This is a genomic window from Methylobacterium soli (assembly GCF_008806385.1).
GTDB classification, from domain to species: Bacteria; Pseudomonadota; Alphaproteobacteria; order Rhizobiales; family Beijerinckiaceae; genus Methylobacterium; species Methylobacterium soli.
This window is the reverse complement of record NZ_VZZK01000017.1, coordinates 67,890-83,600: the sequence shown is the minus strand read 5'-3', so window position 1 is coordinate 83,600 and position 15,711 is coordinate 67,890. Positions and strand designations below refer to the sequence as shown.

General features: G+C 71.8%; 19 protein-coding genes. 10 read left to right on the top strand and 9 right to left on the bottom strand.

From position 1 onward, the window contains the following. Positions 1-12: 12 nt before the first annotated feature. The 3 genes from F6X53_RS17005 to F6X53_RS33210 all read left to right on the top strand — a co-directional run bounded on the left by F6X53_RS17005 (position 13) and on the right by F6X53_RS33210 (position 2,551). Positions 13-849, top strand: a complete 837-nt coding sequence (locus F6X53_RS17005; protein ID WP_151001389.1) for a dienelactone hydrolase family protein — start codon at positions 13-15, stop codon at positions 847-849. 207 nt (positions 850-1,056) lie between these two features. Further along, complete coding sequence (locus F6X53_RS17000; protein ID WP_342353997.1) at positions 1,057-1,845, top strand: class I SAM-dependent methyltransferase; 789 nt, start codon at positions 1,057-1,059, stop codon at positions 1,843-1,845. Between the two features lie 148 nt (positions 1,846-1,993). After that, positions 1,994-2,551 (top strand): hypothetical protein, encoded by a 558-nt coding sequence (locus tag F6X53_RS33210; RefSeq protein WP_244965584.1) that lies wholly within the window; start codon positions 1,994-1,996, stop codon positions 2,549-2,551. Positions 2,552-2,592: 41 nt separating this feature from the next. On the opposite strand, the gene F6X53_RS32440 is transcribed toward F6X53_RS33210, so the two are convergent. Beyond that, positions 2,593-2,745 carry a hypothetical protein gene (locus tag F6X53_RS32440; RefSeq protein ID WP_191970869.1) on the bottom strand — a complete coding sequence of 51 codons (153 nt, stop codon included), beginning with the start codon at positions 2,743-2,745 and terminating at the stop codon, positions 2,593-2,595. A gap of 607 nt (positions 2,746-3,352) precedes the next feature. After that, on the bottom strand, positions 3,353-3,721 hold the full coding sequence (locus F6X53_RS16985; protein WP_151001387.1) for a hypothetical protein: 369 nt from the start codon (positions 3,719-3,721) through the stop codon (positions 3,353-3,355). A 159-nt stretch (positions 3,722-3,880) separates the two neighbouring features. Between F6X53_RS16985 and F6X53_RS16980 the strand changes: the two genes are divergently transcribed. The 3 genes from F6X53_RS16980 (at position 3,881) to bla (ending at position 6,050) form a co-directional block, all read left to right on the top strand. After that, positions 3,881-4,489, top strand: coding sequence for a PAS domain-containing protein (locus F6X53_RS16980; protein WP_151001386.1), 609 nt, complete (start codon positions 3,881-3,883; stop codon positions 4,487-4,489). 188 nt (positions 4,490-4,677) lie between these two features. Next, the gene (locus F6X53_RS16975; RefSeq protein ID WP_151001385.1) at positions 4,678-4,983 is read left to right on the top strand and encodes a GCG_CRPN prefix-to-repeats domain-containing protein; all 306 of its coding nucleotides are present in this window, start codon (positions 4,678-4,680) and stop codon (positions 4,981-4,983) included. A 173-nt stretch (positions 4,984-5,156) separates the two neighbouring features. Further along, positions 5,157-6,050, top strand: a complete 894-nt coding sequence (gene bla / locus F6X53_RS16970) for a class A beta-lactamase (protein ID WP_151001384.1) — start codon at positions 5,157-5,159, stop codon at positions 6,048-6,050. A gap of 56 nt (positions 6,051-6,106) precedes the next feature. Here bla and F6X53_RS16965 read toward each other — a convergent pair whose 3' ends face one another. Together F6X53_RS16965 and F6X53_RS16960 are read right to left on the bottom strand one after the other, a co-directional pair. Further along, positions 6,107-6,355, bottom strand: coding sequence for a hypothetical protein (locus F6X53_RS16965; protein ID WP_151001383.1), 249 nt, complete (start codon positions 6,353-6,355; stop codon positions 6,107-6,109). A gap of 116 nt (positions 6,356-6,471) precedes the next feature. Then, positions 6,472-6,675, bottom strand: coding sequence for a hypothetical protein (locus tag F6X53_RS16960; RefSeq protein WP_151001382.1), 204 nt, complete (start codon positions 6,673-6,675; stop codon positions 6,472-6,474). A 264-nt stretch (positions 6,676-6,939) separates the two neighbouring features. On the opposite strand from F6X53_RS16960, the gene F6X53_RS16955 reads away from it, so the two are divergent. The 3 genes from F6X53_RS16955 to F6X53_RS16945 all read left to right on the top strand — a co-directional run bounded on the left by F6X53_RS16955 (position 6,940) and on the right by F6X53_RS16945 (position 10,186). Then, a complete protein-coding gene (locus tag F6X53_RS16955; protein ID WP_151001381.1) occupies positions 6,940-7,125 on the top strand; it encodes a hypothetical protein in 186 nt (61 codons plus the stop codon). An 86-nt stretch (positions 7,126-7,211) separates the two neighbouring features. After that, entirely contained in the window at positions 7,212-9,554 is a 2,343-nt protein-coding gene (locus F6X53_RS16950) for an Orn/Lys/Arg family decarboxylase (RefSeq protein ID WP_151001380.1), read from the top strand. Next, a complete protein-coding gene (locus tag F6X53_RS16945; RefSeq protein ID WP_151001379.1) occupies positions 9,554-10,186 on the top strand; it encodes a GNAT family N-acetyltransferase in 633 nt (210 codons plus the stop codon). Before F6X53_RS16950 ends, F6X53_RS16945 begins: the two co-directional genes overlap by 1 nt. 123 nt (positions 10,187-10,309) lie before the next feature. Here the strand turns inward: F6X53_RS16945 and F6X53_RS16940 are convergent, their stop codons facing one another. From F6X53_RS16940 to F6X53_RS33205, 5 genes are all read right to left on the bottom strand, one after another. After that, a complete protein-coding gene (locus tag F6X53_RS16940; RefSeq protein ID WP_151001378.1) occupies positions 10,310-10,855 on the bottom strand; it encodes a hypothetical protein in 546 nt (181 codons plus the stop codon). A 200-nt stretch (positions 10,856-11,055) separates the two neighbouring features. Continuing rightward, on the bottom strand, positions 11,056-11,871 hold the full coding sequence (locus tag F6X53_RS16935; protein WP_151001377.1) for a metallophosphoesterase family protein: 816 nt from the start codon (positions 11,869-11,871) through the stop codon (positions 11,056-11,058). A gap of 105 nt (positions 11,872-11,976) precedes the next feature. Beyond that, the gene (locus F6X53_RS16930) at positions 11,977-12,609 is read right to left on the bottom strand and encodes a DUF3016 domain-containing protein (RefSeq protein WP_151001376.1); all 633 of its coding nucleotides are present in this window, start codon (positions 12,607-12,609) and stop codon (positions 11,977-11,979) included. After that, positions 12,606-12,821, bottom strand: coding sequence for a hypothetical protein (locus F6X53_RS16925; protein WP_151001375.1), 216 nt, complete (start codon positions 12,819-12,821; stop codon positions 12,606-12,608). The genes F6X53_RS16930 and F6X53_RS16925 overlap by 4 nt, the downstream gene beginning before the upstream one ends. Before the next feature lie 186 nt (positions 12,822-13,007). Further along, a complete protein-coding gene (locus F6X53_RS33205; RefSeq protein WP_238296222.1) occupies positions 13,008-13,364 on the bottom strand; it encodes a helix-hairpin-helix domain-containing protein in 357 nt (118 codons plus the stop codon). Between the two features lie 470 nt (positions 13,365-13,834). Between F6X53_RS33205 and F6X53_RS16915 the strand changes: the two genes are divergently transcribed. Beyond that, positions 13,835-15,688, top strand: a complete 1,854-nt coding sequence (locus F6X53_RS16915; protein WP_151001373.1) for an ABC transporter ATP-binding protein — start codon at positions 13,835-13,837, stop codon at positions 15,686-15,688. The last annotated feature ends 23 nt before the right edge of the window (positions 15,689-15,711 follow it).

Here is a 15,711-nt window from a genome sequence, read left to right as displayed (position 1 = left end):
TAACTTGACATAATGTGGCTTGAGTTCAACAGGGCCACCTTGTTGGGTCTAAGTGATGCAAGCTTATCCGGTCATGAGCCGGCTTGTGTCGGGGGCGACATCCTGGCCGTCCTCGATATCATCCTCCGCGAGCCCGGAATCGATGCCCGGCGCGTCGTGGTCGCGGGGAGCAGCTTCGGCGGCTGGAACGCCCTGGGGGGCGGCGCCCTCAACGATCCGCGCGTGCGCGGCATCGTCAACTTCTACGGGGGCGTGCAGGCCGAGAGCTGTCACGCCTCCGGCGAGGCCCTGCGGAACGGGGCCGCCGCGCTCGGCGCCAGGAGCCGGACGCCCTCCATCTGGTTCTACGGGGACAATGATCACCTGTTCCCGCGGCCCACCCGGCAGGCGATGGTTCGCGCCTACCGCGCCGCAGGCGGACAGGCGCAGCTTGTGCCCTTCGGCCGGTTTCTGTTCGATTCGCACAAGCTCCTGAGCTTCCCGGAGGGCATTCCGGTCTTCGCCCCGAGCCTCGACGCGTTCCTGAGCCATCTCGGCCTGCCGGCGCGCCTCACGCATCCGGAATACCTGCCGCTCACGTCGCCTCCGGCGAGCGGATACGCGCGGATCGACGACGTCGCGGCCGTTCCCGATCTCACTGAGCCGGCCCGGGCGTCCTATCGCAGCTTCCTGGCGCAGCCCTTCCCCCGCGCCTTCGTCATCGCGCCCGGAAAGCTGGCCGTCCACAGATCGGGCGGCTTCGACCCCCTGGCGCGCTGCCTGGCGGAATGCCGCGCCCGTTCTGCCGAATGCCACGCTTATGCCGTGGACGATCGCGTCGTCTGGACGCCCCAATCGCCCGCACTCTAGCCGGTCGGACAGCCCTCGATCGCCCCGGCCTTTTGGGTCGAGGCCCTGACGCGCGGATCCGCGGCGATGGCGCGACCGGACGGCATCCGGCCCTTCTCCTGATGAACCGCGCCGCCCTTCGGCTCGGCCCAGTGCCGGAGCGCGTCGCCTCCCGGGGCCTCGCGCCGTTGACGGCGAACGAAATCTCTCGTGTCTGTGGGCGCCGCGATGCGGCCGGACGCTCCATCGGGGTCACTCTCGATGGGGAGGATGGGGTCTGCAGGCCGGCGCGCAGGCGCCGCGCCCATCGCGGGCCATCCGCGATCGACGCGCCGGAGACAGGCCATGGATTCGCTCGCCCTCATCCTCGAAGCCTTCGATCCGGTTGCGGAGCGGAGCCTCCTCGACATCGGGTGCGGCTCCGGAACGCTCGCGCGGGCGCTCGCCGCCCGGGGCGCGACCGTCACCGGCATCGATCCCAACCCGGCGGCGGTCGCTGCCGCGCGCCATGCCGTGCCGACCGGGCGTTTCGCGGTGGCCGGGGCCGAAGCGCTCCCCTTCGCGAGCGCCAGCTTCGACGGCGCCATCGTCCTGAACGCCCTCCATCATGTCCCGGATGCGCCCGCGGCCCTCGCGGAGGCGGCCCGCATCGTCCGGCCCGGCGCCGCGATCCTGGTGATCGAACCGCTGGCGGAGGGAAGCTACTTCACGGCGCTGAGGCTCATCGAGGACGAGATCACGGTTCGGCGCGCCGCGCAGGCGGCCCTCGCGGCCGCGATCGCGGCCGGCCGGTTCGCCTGCCAGCGCGACATCACCTTCGCGCGCCGGGAGAGCTTCGCGAGCGTCGACGAATTCCTGCGCCGCGTGCTCGCCGTCGATCCGGCGCGGGCCGAGGCGGTGCGGGACCGGCGCGCGCAGATCGAGGCCATCCTCTCAGACGTCGCCGAAAGCGACCCGGAGCGCGGGTTCGCGCTGGTCCAGCCCCTGCGCGCGCAGGTCCTCCGGAACCGCCCGTAGGATGGAGCGATCGACGGAGCGGGACATCACCCCTCGCGGGCCCGGATTCCTCGCGTTTTGCGTCACGCGCGGCCCGTCGGCATTCCGGGCTCGCATGACTTTCGGGAGCCGCCCGCGTATCACCGCAGGGTCTGTGAAGGGTTCCGGCATGCCAGATCAGCCTATCGCCTCCGTCCCGATCGAGAAGCACGACCTCGGCCCCGAATGGGAGGAGGCCGCCCGCCTCGCGGCCCACAATCTCGGCCTGACGGGGGAGATTTCCGAACTGAGCCCGGAGCATTGGCAGGTCGTGCTGGCGAGCGTCGAGGCGCGGATGGGCCTGCGCGGCGTCGCGCTCCCGCCCGGTTGGCGTCGGACGCTCGCCCGGCAGGCGGGGCGCCTCGAACCGGAGGACCGGCCGGGCGCGCGGGTGGCGGCGCTGCGGGCGAAGCGCGAGGAGATCGCCGCGCAGGTCGCCCTCGAACTCGGCCTCGGGGAACTCGGCGGTCTCAGCCCGGCCGATCGCGACCTCGTCGACCGGCAGGCCGACGAGACCATCGCGGGATGCGCCACCCCCGCGACCGAGCCGGCCGATTGCTCGGATGCGGACCGCACCATGCGGCGGCTTCTCTCCGAGCATCGGGCGCTCGCCGAGTTGAAGGCCGACGAGGCCGACACGCGCCTGGCCGAGGAAGGCGAGGTCTTCGCGCCCGAGAACGACGCCTAGGAACGCCCGGGATCTGGGGGGCAGGGCGCCGCCAAGGCGGATCAGAGCAGCGGCAGGGTGTGCTGCCGGTGCAGGCGGGCCGCCTCGCCCCCCTCCGGGTAGACGATCGCGGTCGGGCGCGGCCCGCGCCCGTGCACCACGATCGCGTCGGTGACGAACAACAGGGCCAGGAGGCCGAGGACACGACGTGACATGGCTTCCGATCCGGCACTTCGGGCGGACCATGCGTCCGGGGCGGCCCCCGCGCTGTGATGCGGGTCACGCGCGGCGGCGTCTCTCGGATCGAGCGCCCGCGCGCGGCCCGGGGCTGCGAGCCCCGACGCCCCGTCCCGGGCCGGCTAGAGCTGTTCCCGATCGCGTTGCGCCGGGACCGTCGGCCGCGCCCGTGCCGAAGCGGGCGCGGATCCCCTCTCCCGTGCGGGAGAGGGACAGGGTGAGGGTCGAGACCTTTCAGAACGAGGTGCGCCCGATCGGCGCCTAATCGGCGATACGACCGCATGCTCCATCCTGAAGGCGCTCATCCCTCACCCCAACCCTCTCCCGCACGGGAGAGGGGGCCGGTCGCGGCATCTGCGTCCCATCCTGAAGTGCGTTCCCCCGTCGCTGCCGATCGCGCACGCCCCACCTCTCCCGTTCGGGAGAGGTCGAGTCGGCGTGAGCCGACCGGGTGAGGGGCGGTCTCTCCGGACAGCGCGCACCCCTCACCCCGACCCTCTCCCGCACGGGAGAGGGGGTCCGTCGCGCCGAACCGGACCGGGGCTGCCTATTTTCCGGCCCGTTGCAACGCGATCGGGCGCGGCTCTACGCGCGGTTGCCGGCGATGCGGATCAGCTCCAGATACCGGCGGCGCTCGTTCGGATCGGAGATGCGCAGATAGGCCCGGATCAACTCGCCGCATTCTCCCGCGGCTTCCTGTGCGGGGCTCGCCTGATTTCCGGGCGCCCCGGGCGACAGGAAGGCGGAGGCCGACATGCCGAGCGTCTCGGCGATCAGCCGCAGGAGGTGCGTGTCCCGGCTCTGCGTCAGGCGCAGGGAGGCCGACAGGTCGAGGCCGCCATGGCCCTGTGCCGCGGCATCCGGCCGACCGGCCGCGCCGGTCTCCCGCAGGTGCTCGCGACCTTCGGGGACCTCCATCTTCGGGGCCTTCGCGGGCGGAACCTTCGAGCCCATGGCGCACTCCGACTCACGACGCAGCAATCGGTTCGCCTCAGCTTAGCCGTACGAGGAAGAACATGCCAGAGTTGCGTCCACAATTCATTCACACTTGAAGTTGCAATTTGATTCGGGCTTAACCTCCGGCAACCTCATCACAAGCGGACAGGATCGGCGGTGCCCAAGCTCAAGGACGGTGATGCTCAGGTTTGCTCAGCCTCCATCCAGGCGGCCCTCGATGCCCAGGATGTCATCGGCAGCTGGAACTGGGACATCGCGGCGGACCGCGTGCACGCGGACGCCCTCGTGGCGCTCCTGTTCAACGTGAACCCCGATTCCGCCGAGGCCGGCGCGCCGCTGGCGGCCTTCGTGGCCGCCATTCACCCGGAGGATCGGGAGCGCGTCACCACGCTGATCGGTGCGTCCGCCCTGGAGGGCCGGTCCTACGTCGCCGAGTACCGCGTCTGCTCCGCCGACGGCGTGACGCGCTGGATCCTGGCGCGGGGCCGCTACCAGATCGACGCCGCGGGGCGCCCCTTCCGGGGGCGGGGCATCGTCATCGACATCACGCCGAGCCGCATGAGCGAGGATGCCTATGTGCGGACCGGGCGGGATGGCGCCCTCCACCCGCTGGAGCGCGCCGCCGACCATTGCGTCGCGGCCCACAGGGCCCTCGCCGACGAGGACGACGCGCATCTGAAGCTGCTCTCGGAGATGCTGCTGTTCGAGGTCGGCCGCAAGCTCGCCAAGCGGGAGAGCGGGCGGCGGCGCAAGAGCATGAACTGAGCCCCGCATCCCCTCCGTCGCCGGCGCGGCAGCCTGGGAGCGGGCGTTCCCCGTCAGGGTCCCGGCCGGCCCGGGACCGTGCCGCAAAACCGTCCAGGTTGGGTCAGGAACGGTTCATTCGCGGGGGTGCAGCTTCTGCCTCGCCGGGACGGCCGAGGCCGTCGCCGGACATCTGAGGAGATCCTGTCATGAGGCACGTGAACGTGCTTGGGATGGCTGCGGTGATCGCCGGCAGCCTGGGTGTCGCCGGCGTCGCGAGCGCGGCTCCCCTGGCGCCCGCGCCGCTCGCCGCGTCCGGCGGGGAGGCCCTGATCCGGAACGTCGATTGGTCCTGCGGCCCCGGCGCCCACCTCAACCCCTGGGGCCGCTGCCGTCCGAATTGGGGTCCGCGTCCCTACTGGCGCCGTCCCGTCGTGTATGGCGGCTACGGCTATGCCCGCCCGCGGCCCTATGACCGGCCCTACGGCTTCTACGGACCTCGGCCGTATTACTGAGCCGGGTGCCGCTCCGAGGATCGGGAGGCCGCGCCCGCGGCCTTCCGGCCCCGACAATGCGGGCTGAATCCGGCATTGGCCCGCCCGTTTCCGGGCCCGAGCCGGTCGGCGCGCCCCGCCGTCATCGCGACGCGGTGAGGGTCAGTCTGCGGCCGGCACGCGAGGGGTTCGATATGCTGAGCAGACGGGTTTTCACCCGCGCGATCCTGGGCGCGGCAAGCGCGTGCCTGGGCCTGGCCGGCGCGTGGCCGCGCGCGGCCTCGGCCGCCGATCAGGCGGAGGCGCTGCGGCGGCGTTTTGCCGAGATCGAGGCGCGGAGCGGGGGCCGGCTCGGCGTCGGCGTGCTCGATCTTCAGACGGGGCTTCGGGCGGGGCATCGCGCCGAGGAGCGCTTCCCGCTCTGCAGCACGTTCAAGCTCCTCGCGGCGGCGGCCGTCCTGGCGCGGGTCGATGCGGGCCGCGAGAGCCTGGAGCGGCGCGTCACTTACAATGCGGCCGATCTCGTCGCCTACTCGCCCGTCACGGAGCCCCGGGTCGGCGAGGGCGGGATGGCGCTGGAGGCTTTGTGCGCGGCCGCCATCACCCTCAGCGACAACACCGCCGGCAATTTGCTGCTCTCGGCCATCGGAGGCCCGTCGGGCCTCACCGCCTATCTGCGCTCCCTCGGCGATCCGGTGACCCGCCTCGACCGCACCGAGCCGGACCTCAACGAGGCGCGCCCGGAGGATCCCCGGGACACGACCACGCCCGGCGCGATGCTGGACACCCTGCAGCGCCTCCTGCGCGGGTCGGCCTTGTCCGACGCGTCCCGCGCGCGCCTGCTCGGCTGGCTCCGGGACAACAAGACCGGGGCGACGCGCCTGCGCGCCCGCCTGCCCGCCGATTGGCGCGTCGGCGACAAGACCGGCACCGGCGAGAACGGCACCGCCAACGATGTCGGCCTCCTGGCGCCGCCGGTCGGCGAGCCCATCCTGGTGACCGCCTATCTCACCGGCTCCACGGCCTCGAGCGAGGCCCGCAACGCCGCCATCGCGGAGGTCGCGCAGGCCCTCCTGGTGCTGCGGTAGGGCGCGCGGTTCCGCGCGCCGGAAAGCCTTCGGGCCCGCCCGGAGGTCGCGGCCCCTCAGGCGGAACCCGGCAGGATTGCCTCGTCGAGCATCGCCTGGACCACCGAGGGGGTCATCACGGCACTGGCCTTCTCGGCGAGCAGGTCGGCGAGCGCGCGGGCATTGGCCTCCGAGCCGTCCCGCAGGCGGATCAGCACGATCTGATCGCCGCCCTGGCGGACGCTGACGCCGAACTCGCCATCGGCGATGGTCTCCGCGGCGAATTGCTGTTCGAGGCCGTGAAGGCCGGTGACGCCAAAGCTCATCCGCATTCTCCAGGGGCCCGCCGCGTGCTGGATTCCCGCCACGGGCGCATCCGCGGGGCGGGCGCATCCGCGAGGCCTGTCCGGCAAGCCTCGGCCAACCGCGAAGGTTCCGCGCCTCAGCCGGCGCCGTAGCCGCCCTTGCGGTTGGTGGGGGCGCTGTCGTGCTGGCCCCGCTCGTAGCCGCCGCTCTCGGGGCCCTTCTCGGTGCTCCGGGCGGGGGGCGGGGAATGCGGACCGGGCTCTGCGTCGCGGTCGGCCTGCCGGCCTTCCGGGGCGGTGGGGGTGGCCTGCCGGCGCGGGGTGTCTGGCTCGCGGTTCATCGGGTGTCTCCTGGCGTCTCGTCCGACCTGTCTCCCGAGGGATCCTCGCTGGGGAGAAGGCGCGAGCCGGGGCTCGGTTCCGGCGCCGGCACGCCCCCGGTCCGGATTCCGGGGCCCCTCCGCGGCAACCCGGGACTGATGCGGGACGCGGCTTCGCAGCCGCGCAGGGCCAGCGCGCAGGACCGCGCGATCAGACCCGGATGAGCCTTTTTGGCTCGCCGCCCTATCTGTCGGGATCCGACTGTCCCAGCGAGAGGAGCCAAGATGGCCAACGACAGTGGCGTTCGCGACCGGGCCGAGACCCGTGCGGCCAAGCAGCAGGAGCGCAGCATCGCAGGCGCGGCCGCCTGGGCCGACCACGAGGCGACGCAGAATGCCGTCGAGGTGAAGACCCAGCGCCTGCGCGCCCTCCGCCTGGCCCGGGAAGCGGCCGGGGAGGCCAAGTCGTAGCGAGGGCGGGCATCGCCGCCTCGTCATGCGAGCGTCATAGTCCCGCCTAAGGGTGCGCGCCTCGATGCTCAGGGGGCCGTAACGCCATGGATTTTCACCGCCGCTTCACCGTGCTGATGTGCGCGCCGAACTTCGATCCCGACGATCTCGAAGGGGTGCGGGTCCAGCAGATCGTGGCGGCGGTGGAGGGGCGCGGCTTCGAGGTGGTGCGGGCCCGGCGCGTCGAGGACGCGGCCATCGCGGTCCAGACCGACGCCGCCATCGGCTGCATGGTGGTGGATTGGGGCAAGCGCGGCCTCGACGGCAAGGCGGCGGCGCTCATCAACATGATGCGCAAGCGCGGCCTCGAGATGCCGATCGTCATCATGGTTCGGCGCAAGCGCCTCGAGGACATCCCGGTCGAGCTCCTCGACTTCATCGACGGCTACATCTTCCTCGCCGAGGAAACCCCGGAATTCATCGCCCGCGGCCTCGTCTCGCGCGTGACGCAATATGCCGAGACCCTGAAGACGCCGTTCTTCGGCGCCCTCGTCGACTATGCCGAGAAGGGCAACCAGCTCTGGACCTGCCCGGGCCATAACGGCGGCATCTTCTACAACCGCTCGCCGATCGGACGGATCTTCGTCGAGCATCTCGGCGAGGCGGTGTTTCGCGACGACCTCGACAATTCGGTGCTCGATCTCGGCGACCTTCTCACCCATGAGGGCCCGGCCCTGAAGGCCCAGAAGGAGGCGGCCCAGATCTTCGGGGCGGAGAAGACCTACTTCGTCCTCAACGGCACCTCGGCCTCGAACAAGATCGTGCTCTCGGCGCTCGTGGCCGAGGACGACCTCGTCCTGTTCGACCGCAACAACCACAAGGCGGCCCATCACGGGGCGCTCTTCCTCGGCGGCGGCATCCCGATCTTCCTGGAGACCGACCGCAACGCCTACGGGCTGATCGGCCCCATGTACCACGAGGCGCTGGACGAGACGGCGATCCGCGAGAAGATCCGCCGCAACCCCCTGGTCGCCGACAAGGAGGCCTGGCGCCGCGAGCGGCCCTTCCGGGTCGCGGTCATCGAGCAATGCACCTATGACGGCACGATCTACGACGCGCGCCAGATCCTCGCGAAGATCGGGCATCTCTGCGACTACATCCTGTTCGACGAGGCCTGGGCGGGCTTCATGAAGTTCCACCCGCTCTTCGCCGGCCGCTTCGCCATGGGGCTCAAGGGCCTCGACGAGACCTCCCCCGGGATCGTCGCGACCCAATCCACCCACAAGCAGCTCGCGAGCTTCAGCCAGGCCTCGCAGATCCACACCAAGGACAGCCACATCCGCGGGCAGACCCGGCGCGTCGAGCACCGGCGGCTCAACGAGAGCTTCCTCGTCCACGCCTCGACCTCGCCCTTCTACCCGCTCTTCGCCTCCCTCGATGTCGGCGCCCAGATGATGAAGGGGCGCTCCGGCATGATCCTGTGGGACGACACGATCCGGCTCGGCATCGAGTGGCGCAAGAAGGTGCGGGCGATCCGGCGCGAGTTCGAGGAGCGCGAGGACCCCGTCCAGCGCTGGTTCTTCGATCCCTTCGTGCCGGACGTGGTGGCGGGGCCCGAGGGCGGGGAGGTCGCGTGGGAGAGCGTCTCGACGGACGAGCTCGCGAGCGACCCGCGCTACTGGGAGCTGACCCCCGGCGCCACCTGGCACGGCTTTACCCATGTGGCGCCGGGCTACGCCATGACGGACCCGAACAAGTTGACGGTGCTGACCCCCGGCTTCGACCGGGCGACGGGCGCCTATGCGGAGCACGGCGTGCCGGCCCCGATCGTCGCGCAGTACCTGCGCGAGAACCGGATCGTGGCCGAGAAGAACGACCTCAACTCGCTGCTCTTCCTGCTGACGCCGGGCGTCGAATCGTCGAAGGCCGGCACGCTGATCTCGGGCCTCGTCGCCTTCAAGCGCCTGCACGACGAGAACGTGCCCCTCGAGGAGGCGATGCCCGAATTCGTGCGGCGGCGCCCGAACCGGTACCGGGGCGTGCGCCTGCGCGACCTCTGCGCGGATTTCCACGCCTTCCACCGCGAATCCGGGACGAGCGCCCTGCAGCGCAAGCAGTTCGAGCCCGGGCACCTGCCCGAGATGGTGATGCCGCCCAAGGACGCGGCCCAGATGCTGACCCGCAACAAGGTCGATTACGTGCCGATCGCGGAGGCGGAGGGCCGCGTGGCGACGACCTTGCTTCTGGTCTACCCGCCGGGAATCGGCACGGTGCTGCCCGGCGAGCGGCTGGACGAGCGCGCAAAGCCCATGCTGGATTACTTCAAGATGTTCGAGCGCTCCGCCAACCTGTTCCCCGGCTTCGAGGCCGAGATCCAGGGCGTCTACCGCGAGGTCGATCCGGACGGGCGCATCCGCTTCTACACCTACGTCCTGCGCGAGGGCGCCTGATGGCCGAGGGCCTCAGCCCCACGGCTGCCGCGGGGCCCGCACCTTGCGGCGACATCGTGATCCGCCCGTCCTCCGACGCCGACGTCCCGGCCATGATGGCGATCTACGCCCATCATATCGGCCGCGGCATCGGCGATGTCGGCGATTACCAGGAGGACCGCCTCCTGCCCGACGACCTGAAGCAGCGGCGCAAGAGCATGCGCAAGAAGCGCCTGCCCCACCTCGTCGCCGACCGGGGCGGGGTGGTGGCGGCCTATGCCTACGCGGTGCCGTTCCGGAAGCGCCCGGCCTATCGCTACACCCTGAAGCACTCGATCTACGTGCATCCCGAGCACCTGCATGCCGGGATCGGCCGCAAGCTGCTGCCGGCCCTGATCGAGGCCTGCGCGGCCGGCGGCTACCGCCAGATGATCGGCTATATCGACGCCGAGAACGAGGCGTCCCTGCGCCTGCACGAGGCCTGCGGCTTCGCCCGCGTCGGCATGCTGCCCTCGGTGGCCTACAAGTTCGGGCGCTGGTGCGACAGCGTCATGGTCCAATGCGCCCTCGGCACCGGGGCCTCCGACCAGCCCGCCACCTGGAGCCGCCCGGTCGAGGCCGTGATCGCCGGGCACGACTGGGCCGAGGGCTGAGGCGGCGCGGCCCGCGCGCTTCGACGAAGGCTCCGGAGCCGGGCGCAGCGGCCGCCCTCCAGGTTCGAGAGAGGCTCGTGGGTTGCGCCGGTCACTGTGGCCGGCAGGGTCCTCGCGACGCGCTCAGCGCGACCATTCCCAGCCGCGCGTCCTCGGCGGCAGCGGGTTGAGGGATTGCTGGCCCACCGCCTGGAACGGGATCGCCGCGATCGTGCGGATCTCGGCTTCCGCGGGTCCGGACGCGGCCGGCGCCGGGCCGGCCTGAACGGCCGCGACCTGCTGCGCGCTCGCGACGGGGCCCGCGACCGGCGCGACGTTCTGAGTCGCGACCGCGACCGGCGCGGCCGCGATCGCAGCTGCTGCAACCACCGGAGCCGGCGCGACCGCCTCGGCGGTCTGCGCGGGGCGCGGCGCCGCGCGCTCGACATAGACCGGCACCGGCCGCTCCACGTAGACGACGCGGACGCGCTCGGCCCGGCGCCCGGCATGCCGGCTCGCCCGCTGGTGCGAGACGTGGCGGACATCCCGCCGGAAGGCCGCCTCGGTGACGCAGACGCCGCGGGAGGGACGATAGTACTTGCCGGGCCGGCAATGAGCCGCTTCCGCCGCCTGGATTCCCGCAAGGCAGCCCAGAGCCGCCACGGCCACCGCGATCCCCAAGGTCTTCATCGAGCACTCCGACGCACGTGTGACGCATCGACCAATCATCACAGCCATGAAGCATGGCCATGTCTGTGAATTTTTGAGTATTGTTTTGTGTCGATATCAAGACGCGCTGGTAAGGTCGGTTTCGTACAGTGCGTGTTCTAACAAATGTTGGATTGTGTGCGGCGGAGACTTGCGCGCATACTCAGTCTGCGGTTCCGGATTCAGGCCGCGTCCGCCCAGTCGCGGCCGGTCCAGAGCCGGACCGTCACGGTGGCGAGACCGTCCGCGATGACGATGCGGTTATAGGCGTTGGGCTCGTTGCCGCGCAGGCGCGTGGAGGTGGCGGAGCCGGCCTGCACGGCGAGGAGCCGCCCCCGGCCGCCCCGCATCTCGCCCCGGTCGACGGCGACGCGCTCCGGGCCGTCGCCCGCGGCTTCCGCGAAGCGCGCGTAGTGCCGGTGCAGGTGGCCCGCGAGCGTCAGCCCGACGCCGGCCCGCCGGAAGGCCGCCAGCGCCTTGTCGGCCCGCCCGACGAGGCGAGCCTCCTCGTCCCAGGGGGGCGGCATGAAGGGATGGTGGCCGACCACGATCTTGAACAGGTGCGGCGGCATCGCCTTGAGGCGGGCCTCCGCGCTGGCGATCTGCCAGCGGTGGATCTTGCCCTGCGACCAGTCGCGCTCGGGCGCCCAGGTCCGCACGGTGTTGAGGCAGACGACGCCGATCTCCGCGTCCTGGAAGGTCGGCTCGGTCTCGGGCGCGATGAAGCGCCGGTAGCGCGCGAAGGGCCGGAGGAAGCGCTGCGCCAGGTGGAAGGGCGAGATGTCGTGGTTGCCCGGCACGGCGATCCAGGGCTTGGGCAGCCGCGCCAGGAAATGGCGCGCCTCGCCGTACTCGACGCGGCGCCCCGCCATGGTGAAGTCGCCCGACGCGATGATCAGGTCCGGCGGGTCGGCATTCAGGTCCCGGACGAGGCCTTCCACCACGGCCGGGTCGGTGCGGCCGAAATGCAGGTCCGAGATCTGGGCGATGCGCCGCATGGAGCTCCCTCGTGGGCCGGCCAGGAGCGGCCGCCCCGACCCTGACGATGCGGCCGCGCGCGACCCGGCGGGGGGCGGGCGTCTCGGGCGAGCCCGGCCAGCCCCTCAATCCCGCGTCGGGCGTCCCTCGGGGAAGCGGCGCGCGAACCAGTCCCGCAGGACGGCGCGCTCGTAGTAGAGCGGCCCAGTGGAGAAGCGCGCGTTGCTGGTGAGCAGGAAGTTGATGTCGGTGACGACGTCCTCGCCCTGCGCCAGCACGCGCCGCCCGCGCCGCAGCGTGTAGGCGAGGCGGATGCGCGGCGGGGTCACGTCGCGCACCACGCGCAGGCCCGTCGGCAGGGCCGCGCTCGGCTGCTCGAACCCCGCGAGGTCGATGTCCAGCACCGCGAGGTCGAGGGTCTCGCCGGCCCGCAGGCGGGGGCGGGCGAGATCCTCGAGGATGCGGGTCATCTCGGCGAGCGTCACCCGCAGGGGCGGGCCGGAGGTGAAGCGGTTCTCGGCATCGGTGAAGCGCTCCGGCGCCACGTAGCGGATGTTGACGCGTGGACCATCGCCTTGCGCCGCATCGCTGGGCCGGACGCTCCCCTGCGCGGTGGCGGGGTCGGCCAGGGCCGGGAGCGTGCAGAGGGCCAGAAGCCCCGTGCGGATCAGAAGGCCCGTGCGGGCCAGGAGGCCCCTGCGGAGAAGCCGCCTCGGAGCCGAGCCCCCCGGCAGCGCCCGCCCGGACGGGCGCCTCATTGCTTGGCGCGGTTGATCAGGGCGAGGAGCGCCTGGGCGACGGGCTCCGAAACGTTGCGGCGGTACTTGCGGTGGACGAGCTGCCCGTTGTGGTAGACGTCGTGCTCCACGTAGAGCTTCTCGCCGTCCCAGCGGACGATGTTGTCCGTCTCGGTGGTCTCCTGAACGCCCAGGTCATCGCGCAGGATCGCGCTGCCGGATTGGGTGAGCATGTGACTTTCCTCGGCCTGTCGACGGAGCGACCGTCGCGTGCGATCGCGCTCGCACGCACCATAGGCACCCGGCGTGTGCCGCGCCAGAGCGGCGGGCGGAAGTGATCCGGCGCCGTCCTCCACGGGGCGGTCCCGCGAGCCCCCGGCATCCGGGCGTGATGGCCCAAACGCATCGGCCCGAACGCGTTATTGCACGGTGACCTGATCCTTGATCCGCTCGTAGGTGGAGCGGCTGAGGACGCGCTTGCTGAGGAGCTGGTCCACCGAGCTGTAGGGCCGGCGCTGGATGATGGCGCGGCCGATATTGCCGCCGCCCCGCAGCCGGTTCAGCTCCGCGAGGGAGCCCGTGTTGAGATCGACCAGCGCGACGGCCCGCGGGTTCGCCCCCTCGGCCACCGGCTCGCCGTCCTGGTCCGGCGACAGGGCCGTGTCGGGCGCGGGCTCCGGGCGCGGGGCCGGCGCGGAGGATGGCGCAACGGCGGGCGCGGGAGGCTGCGGGGCCGTCCGGGCCGTGTCGCCGGGCTGCATGTCCGGGGCGGGCACGAGGGCAGGACTGGGCGCGGGGGCAAGGGTAGGCGCAGGGCCGGGCGCGGGCGCAGGGCTCGGCGCAGGGCTGGGGACAGGCGCGGGACTGGGCGCCGGCGCGGGGGGCGGCTCCACGCGGCGCACCTCGCTGCGGCCCGGATCCGTGGGCGACGGCCGCGACGGCACCGTGCTGCGCGGCGCGGGCTCAGTCCCCATCTGCGGCCAGTAGAATTGCACGAGCGCGGCGAGGCAGCCGGCTGCGAGGAGCAGCAACGAAACCCGCAAGACTGCTGAGCCGCTGAGCATCGCGCCTCCCCTCATGTCGAGATTTTCTGCGTTCATTAACATAAGCATAATCGGATCGGCCGCAAACCGAGCCCGCCCGGGTGACTGTGCGGACGGCTCGGCGCGACGGTCGTCGCCCCTGCGGCAGCGGGTCCGGGGCGCCGGGATCGACGCGAGGCCCCGGCGGCGCCATGGTCGGGCCGATGCCCTCCCGCCTTGTTCGAACCTGGATCCGCGAGCGCGCCGGCGCGCTCCGCTACCTGCCGGCCCTGTTCCGGCAGGTCCACGCCGCGAGCCCGCGCCTGTTCGCCGCGAGCCTCGCCCTGCGGCTCGTGCGCGCCTGCCTGCCGGTCGCGATGCTCTATCTCGCCAAGCTTATCCTCGACGCGATCGTGGCCGAGCATGGCCGCCCGCGCACGACCCCGATGGGGCTCGAGGCGTGGCTCGCCGATCCGCACCTCGCCCGTCTGGCCGGCCTCGTCGCCCTGGAACTCGGGCTTGCGGTCCTCACCGACATCCTGGGGCGGCTCGGCACCCTGGTGGACGGCCTCATGGCCGACCTCTACGGCAACGCCGCCACCCTCCGGCTGATGCGCCACGCGGCGGCCCTCGACCTCGCCCAGTTCGAGGACAGCGCCCAGCAGGACCGGCTGGAGCGGGCGCGGCGCCAGGTGACGGGCCGCGCCAACCTGATCGCGCAGGTCTTCGGGCTCGGCCAGAACTGCGTCACCCTGGCCTCCTTCGCGGTCGGCCTCGCGGCCTTCACGCCCTGGCTGATCCTGCTCCTGGTCGCCGCCCTCGTGCCCGCCTTCCTCAACGAGATGCACTTCAACCGCCAGGGCTACCGGCTGGCCTGGCAGCGCACGCCCGAGCGGCGCAGGATCGACTACCTGCGCTATCTCGGCGCCAGCGTGGAGGCGGCCAAGGAGGTCAAGCTCTTCGGCCTCAACGGCTACCTCACGGAGCGCTTCGACGCGCTCGCGCGCAAGCTCCTCGCCGACAACCGCAGCCTGATGATCCGCCGCGCCGCCTGGGGCGGGGGCTTCGCGGCGCTCGGGACCCTCGCCTATTACCTCGCCTACGCGGTCATCGTCTGGCGCACGGTGGCGGGCCAGTTCTCGATCGGCGACCTCGCCTTCCTGGCCGGTTCGTTCCAGCGCCTGCGCGGCCTGATCGAGGACATGCTCCTCGCCGTCTCGCTGATCGCCTCGCAGGCCCAGTATCTCGATGACCTGTTCTCGTTCTTCGAGATCCGGCCCCTGATCCGCTCCCCCGAGCACCCGGCGCCGATGCCGGAGCCGATCCGGCACGGCCTCGCCTTCGAGGATGTGGGCTTCCGCTACCCCGGCGCCGCCGCCTGGGCGGTTCGCCATCTAAGCTTCACCCTGCGGGCCGGGGAGGTGCTGGCGCTCGTCGGCGAGAACGGGGCGGGCAAGACCACGATCGTCAAGCTGATGACCCGGCTCTACGATCCGGTCGAGGGGCGCATCCTCCTCGACGGCCGGCCGCTTCCCGCCTACGACCTCGACGCCCTGAGGGCCCGCATCGGCGTCATCTTCCAGGATTTCGTGCGCTTCGACCTCACGGCCTCGGAGAACGTCGCGGTCGGCCGCATCGCCGAGCGGGCGGATGCCGCCCGGATCGCCGAGGCGGCCGGGCGCAGCCTCGCCGACGGGGTGATCCGGCGGCTGCCCCAGGGCTACGACCAGCCCCTCGGCAAGCGCTTCGAGGATGGTATCGACCTCTCGGGAGGCGAGTGGCAGAAGATCGCCATCGCCCGCGCCTACATGCGCGAGGCCGACATCCTGATCCTCGACGAGCCCACCGCCGCCCTCGACGCGCGCTCGGAATACGCGGTGTTCCAGCGCTTCCGCGACCTCACCCGGGGTCGCTCGGCGGTGCTGATCTCGCACCGCTTCTCCACCGTGCGCATGGCCGACCGCATCCTCGTGCTGGAGCAGGGCCGGGTTCTCGAATCCGGCACCCATGCGGAGCTGCAGGCGCTCGGCGGGCGCTACGCCGAATTGTTCGAACTCCAGGCCGCCGGTTATCGCTGATCCGGCCCGAAGTTTGCCCAGGT

Bases quoted from the DNA above. Each gene is read 5' to 3' on its own strand.
- F6X53_RS16965 (WP_151001383.1), bottom strand. From the start codon at position 6,355: ATGAGCTTTGGCGTCACCGGCCTTCACGGCCTCGAACAGCAATTCGCC.
- F6X53_RS16945 (WP_151001379.1), top strand. From the start codon at position 9,554: ATGGCCGAGGGCCTCAGCCCCACGGCTGCCGCGGGGCCCGCACCTTGC.
- F6X53_RS16950 (WP_151001380.1), top strand. From the start codon at position 7,212: ATGGATTTTCACCGCCGCTTCACCGTGCTGATGTGCGCGCCGAACTTC.
- F6X53_RS32440 (WP_191970869.1), bottom strand. From the start codon at position 2,745: ATGTCACGTCGTGTCCTCGGCCTCCTGGCCCTGTTGTTCGTCACCGAC.
- F6X53_RS16985 (WP_151001387.1), bottom strand. From the start codon at position 3,721: ATGGGCTCGAAGGTTCCGCCCGCGAAGGCCCCGAAGATGGAGGTCCCC.
- F6X53_RS16960 (WP_151001382.1), bottom strand. From the start codon at position 6,675: ATGAACCGCGAGCCAGACACCCCGCGCCGGCAGGCCACCCCCACCGCC.
- F6X53_RS16975 (WP_151001385.1), top strand. From the start codon at position 4,678: ATGAGGCACGTGAACGTGCTTGGGATGGCTGCGGTGATCGCCGGCAGC.
- bla (WP_151001384.1), top strand. From the start codon at position 5,157: ATGCTGAGCAGACGGGTTTTCACCCGCGCGATCCTGGGCGCGGCAAGC.
- F6X53_RS33210 (WP_244965584.1), top strand. From the start codon at position 1,994: ATGCCAGATCAGCCTATCGCCTCCGTCCCGATCGAGAAGCACGACCTC.
- F6X53_RS16940 (WP_151001378.1), bottom strand. From the start codon at position 10,855: ATGAAGACCTTGGGGATCGCGGTGGCCGTGGCGGCTCTGGGCTGCCTT.
- F6X53_RS16935 (WP_151001377.1), bottom strand. From the start codon at position 11,871: ATGCGGCGCATCGCCCAGATCTCGGACCTGCATTTCGGCCGCACCGAC.
- F6X53_RS16915 (WP_151001373.1), top strand. From the start codon at position 13,835: ATGCCCTCCCGCCTTGTTCGAACCTGGATCCGCGAGCGCGCCGGCGCG.
- F6X53_RS16925 (WP_151001375.1), bottom strand. From the start codon at position 12,821: ATGCTCACCCAATCCGGCAGCGCGATCCTGCGCGATGACCTGGGCGTT.
- F6X53_RS16955 (WP_151001381.1), top strand. From the start codon at position 6,940: ATGGCCAACGACAGTGGCGTTCGCGACCGGGCCGAGACCCGTGCGGCC.
- F6X53_RS16930 (WP_151001376.1), bottom strand. From the start codon at position 12,609: ATGAGGCGCCCGTCCGGGCGGGCGCTGCCGGGGGGCTCGGCTCCGAGG.
- F6X53_RS17005 (WP_151001389.1), top strand. From the start codon at position 13: ATGTGGCTTGAGTTCAACAGGGCCACCTTGTTGGGTCTAAGTGATGCA.
- F6X53_RS17000 (WP_342353997.1), top strand. From the start codon at position 1,057: ATGCGGCCGGACGCTCCATCGGGGTCACTCTCGATGGGGAGGATGGGG.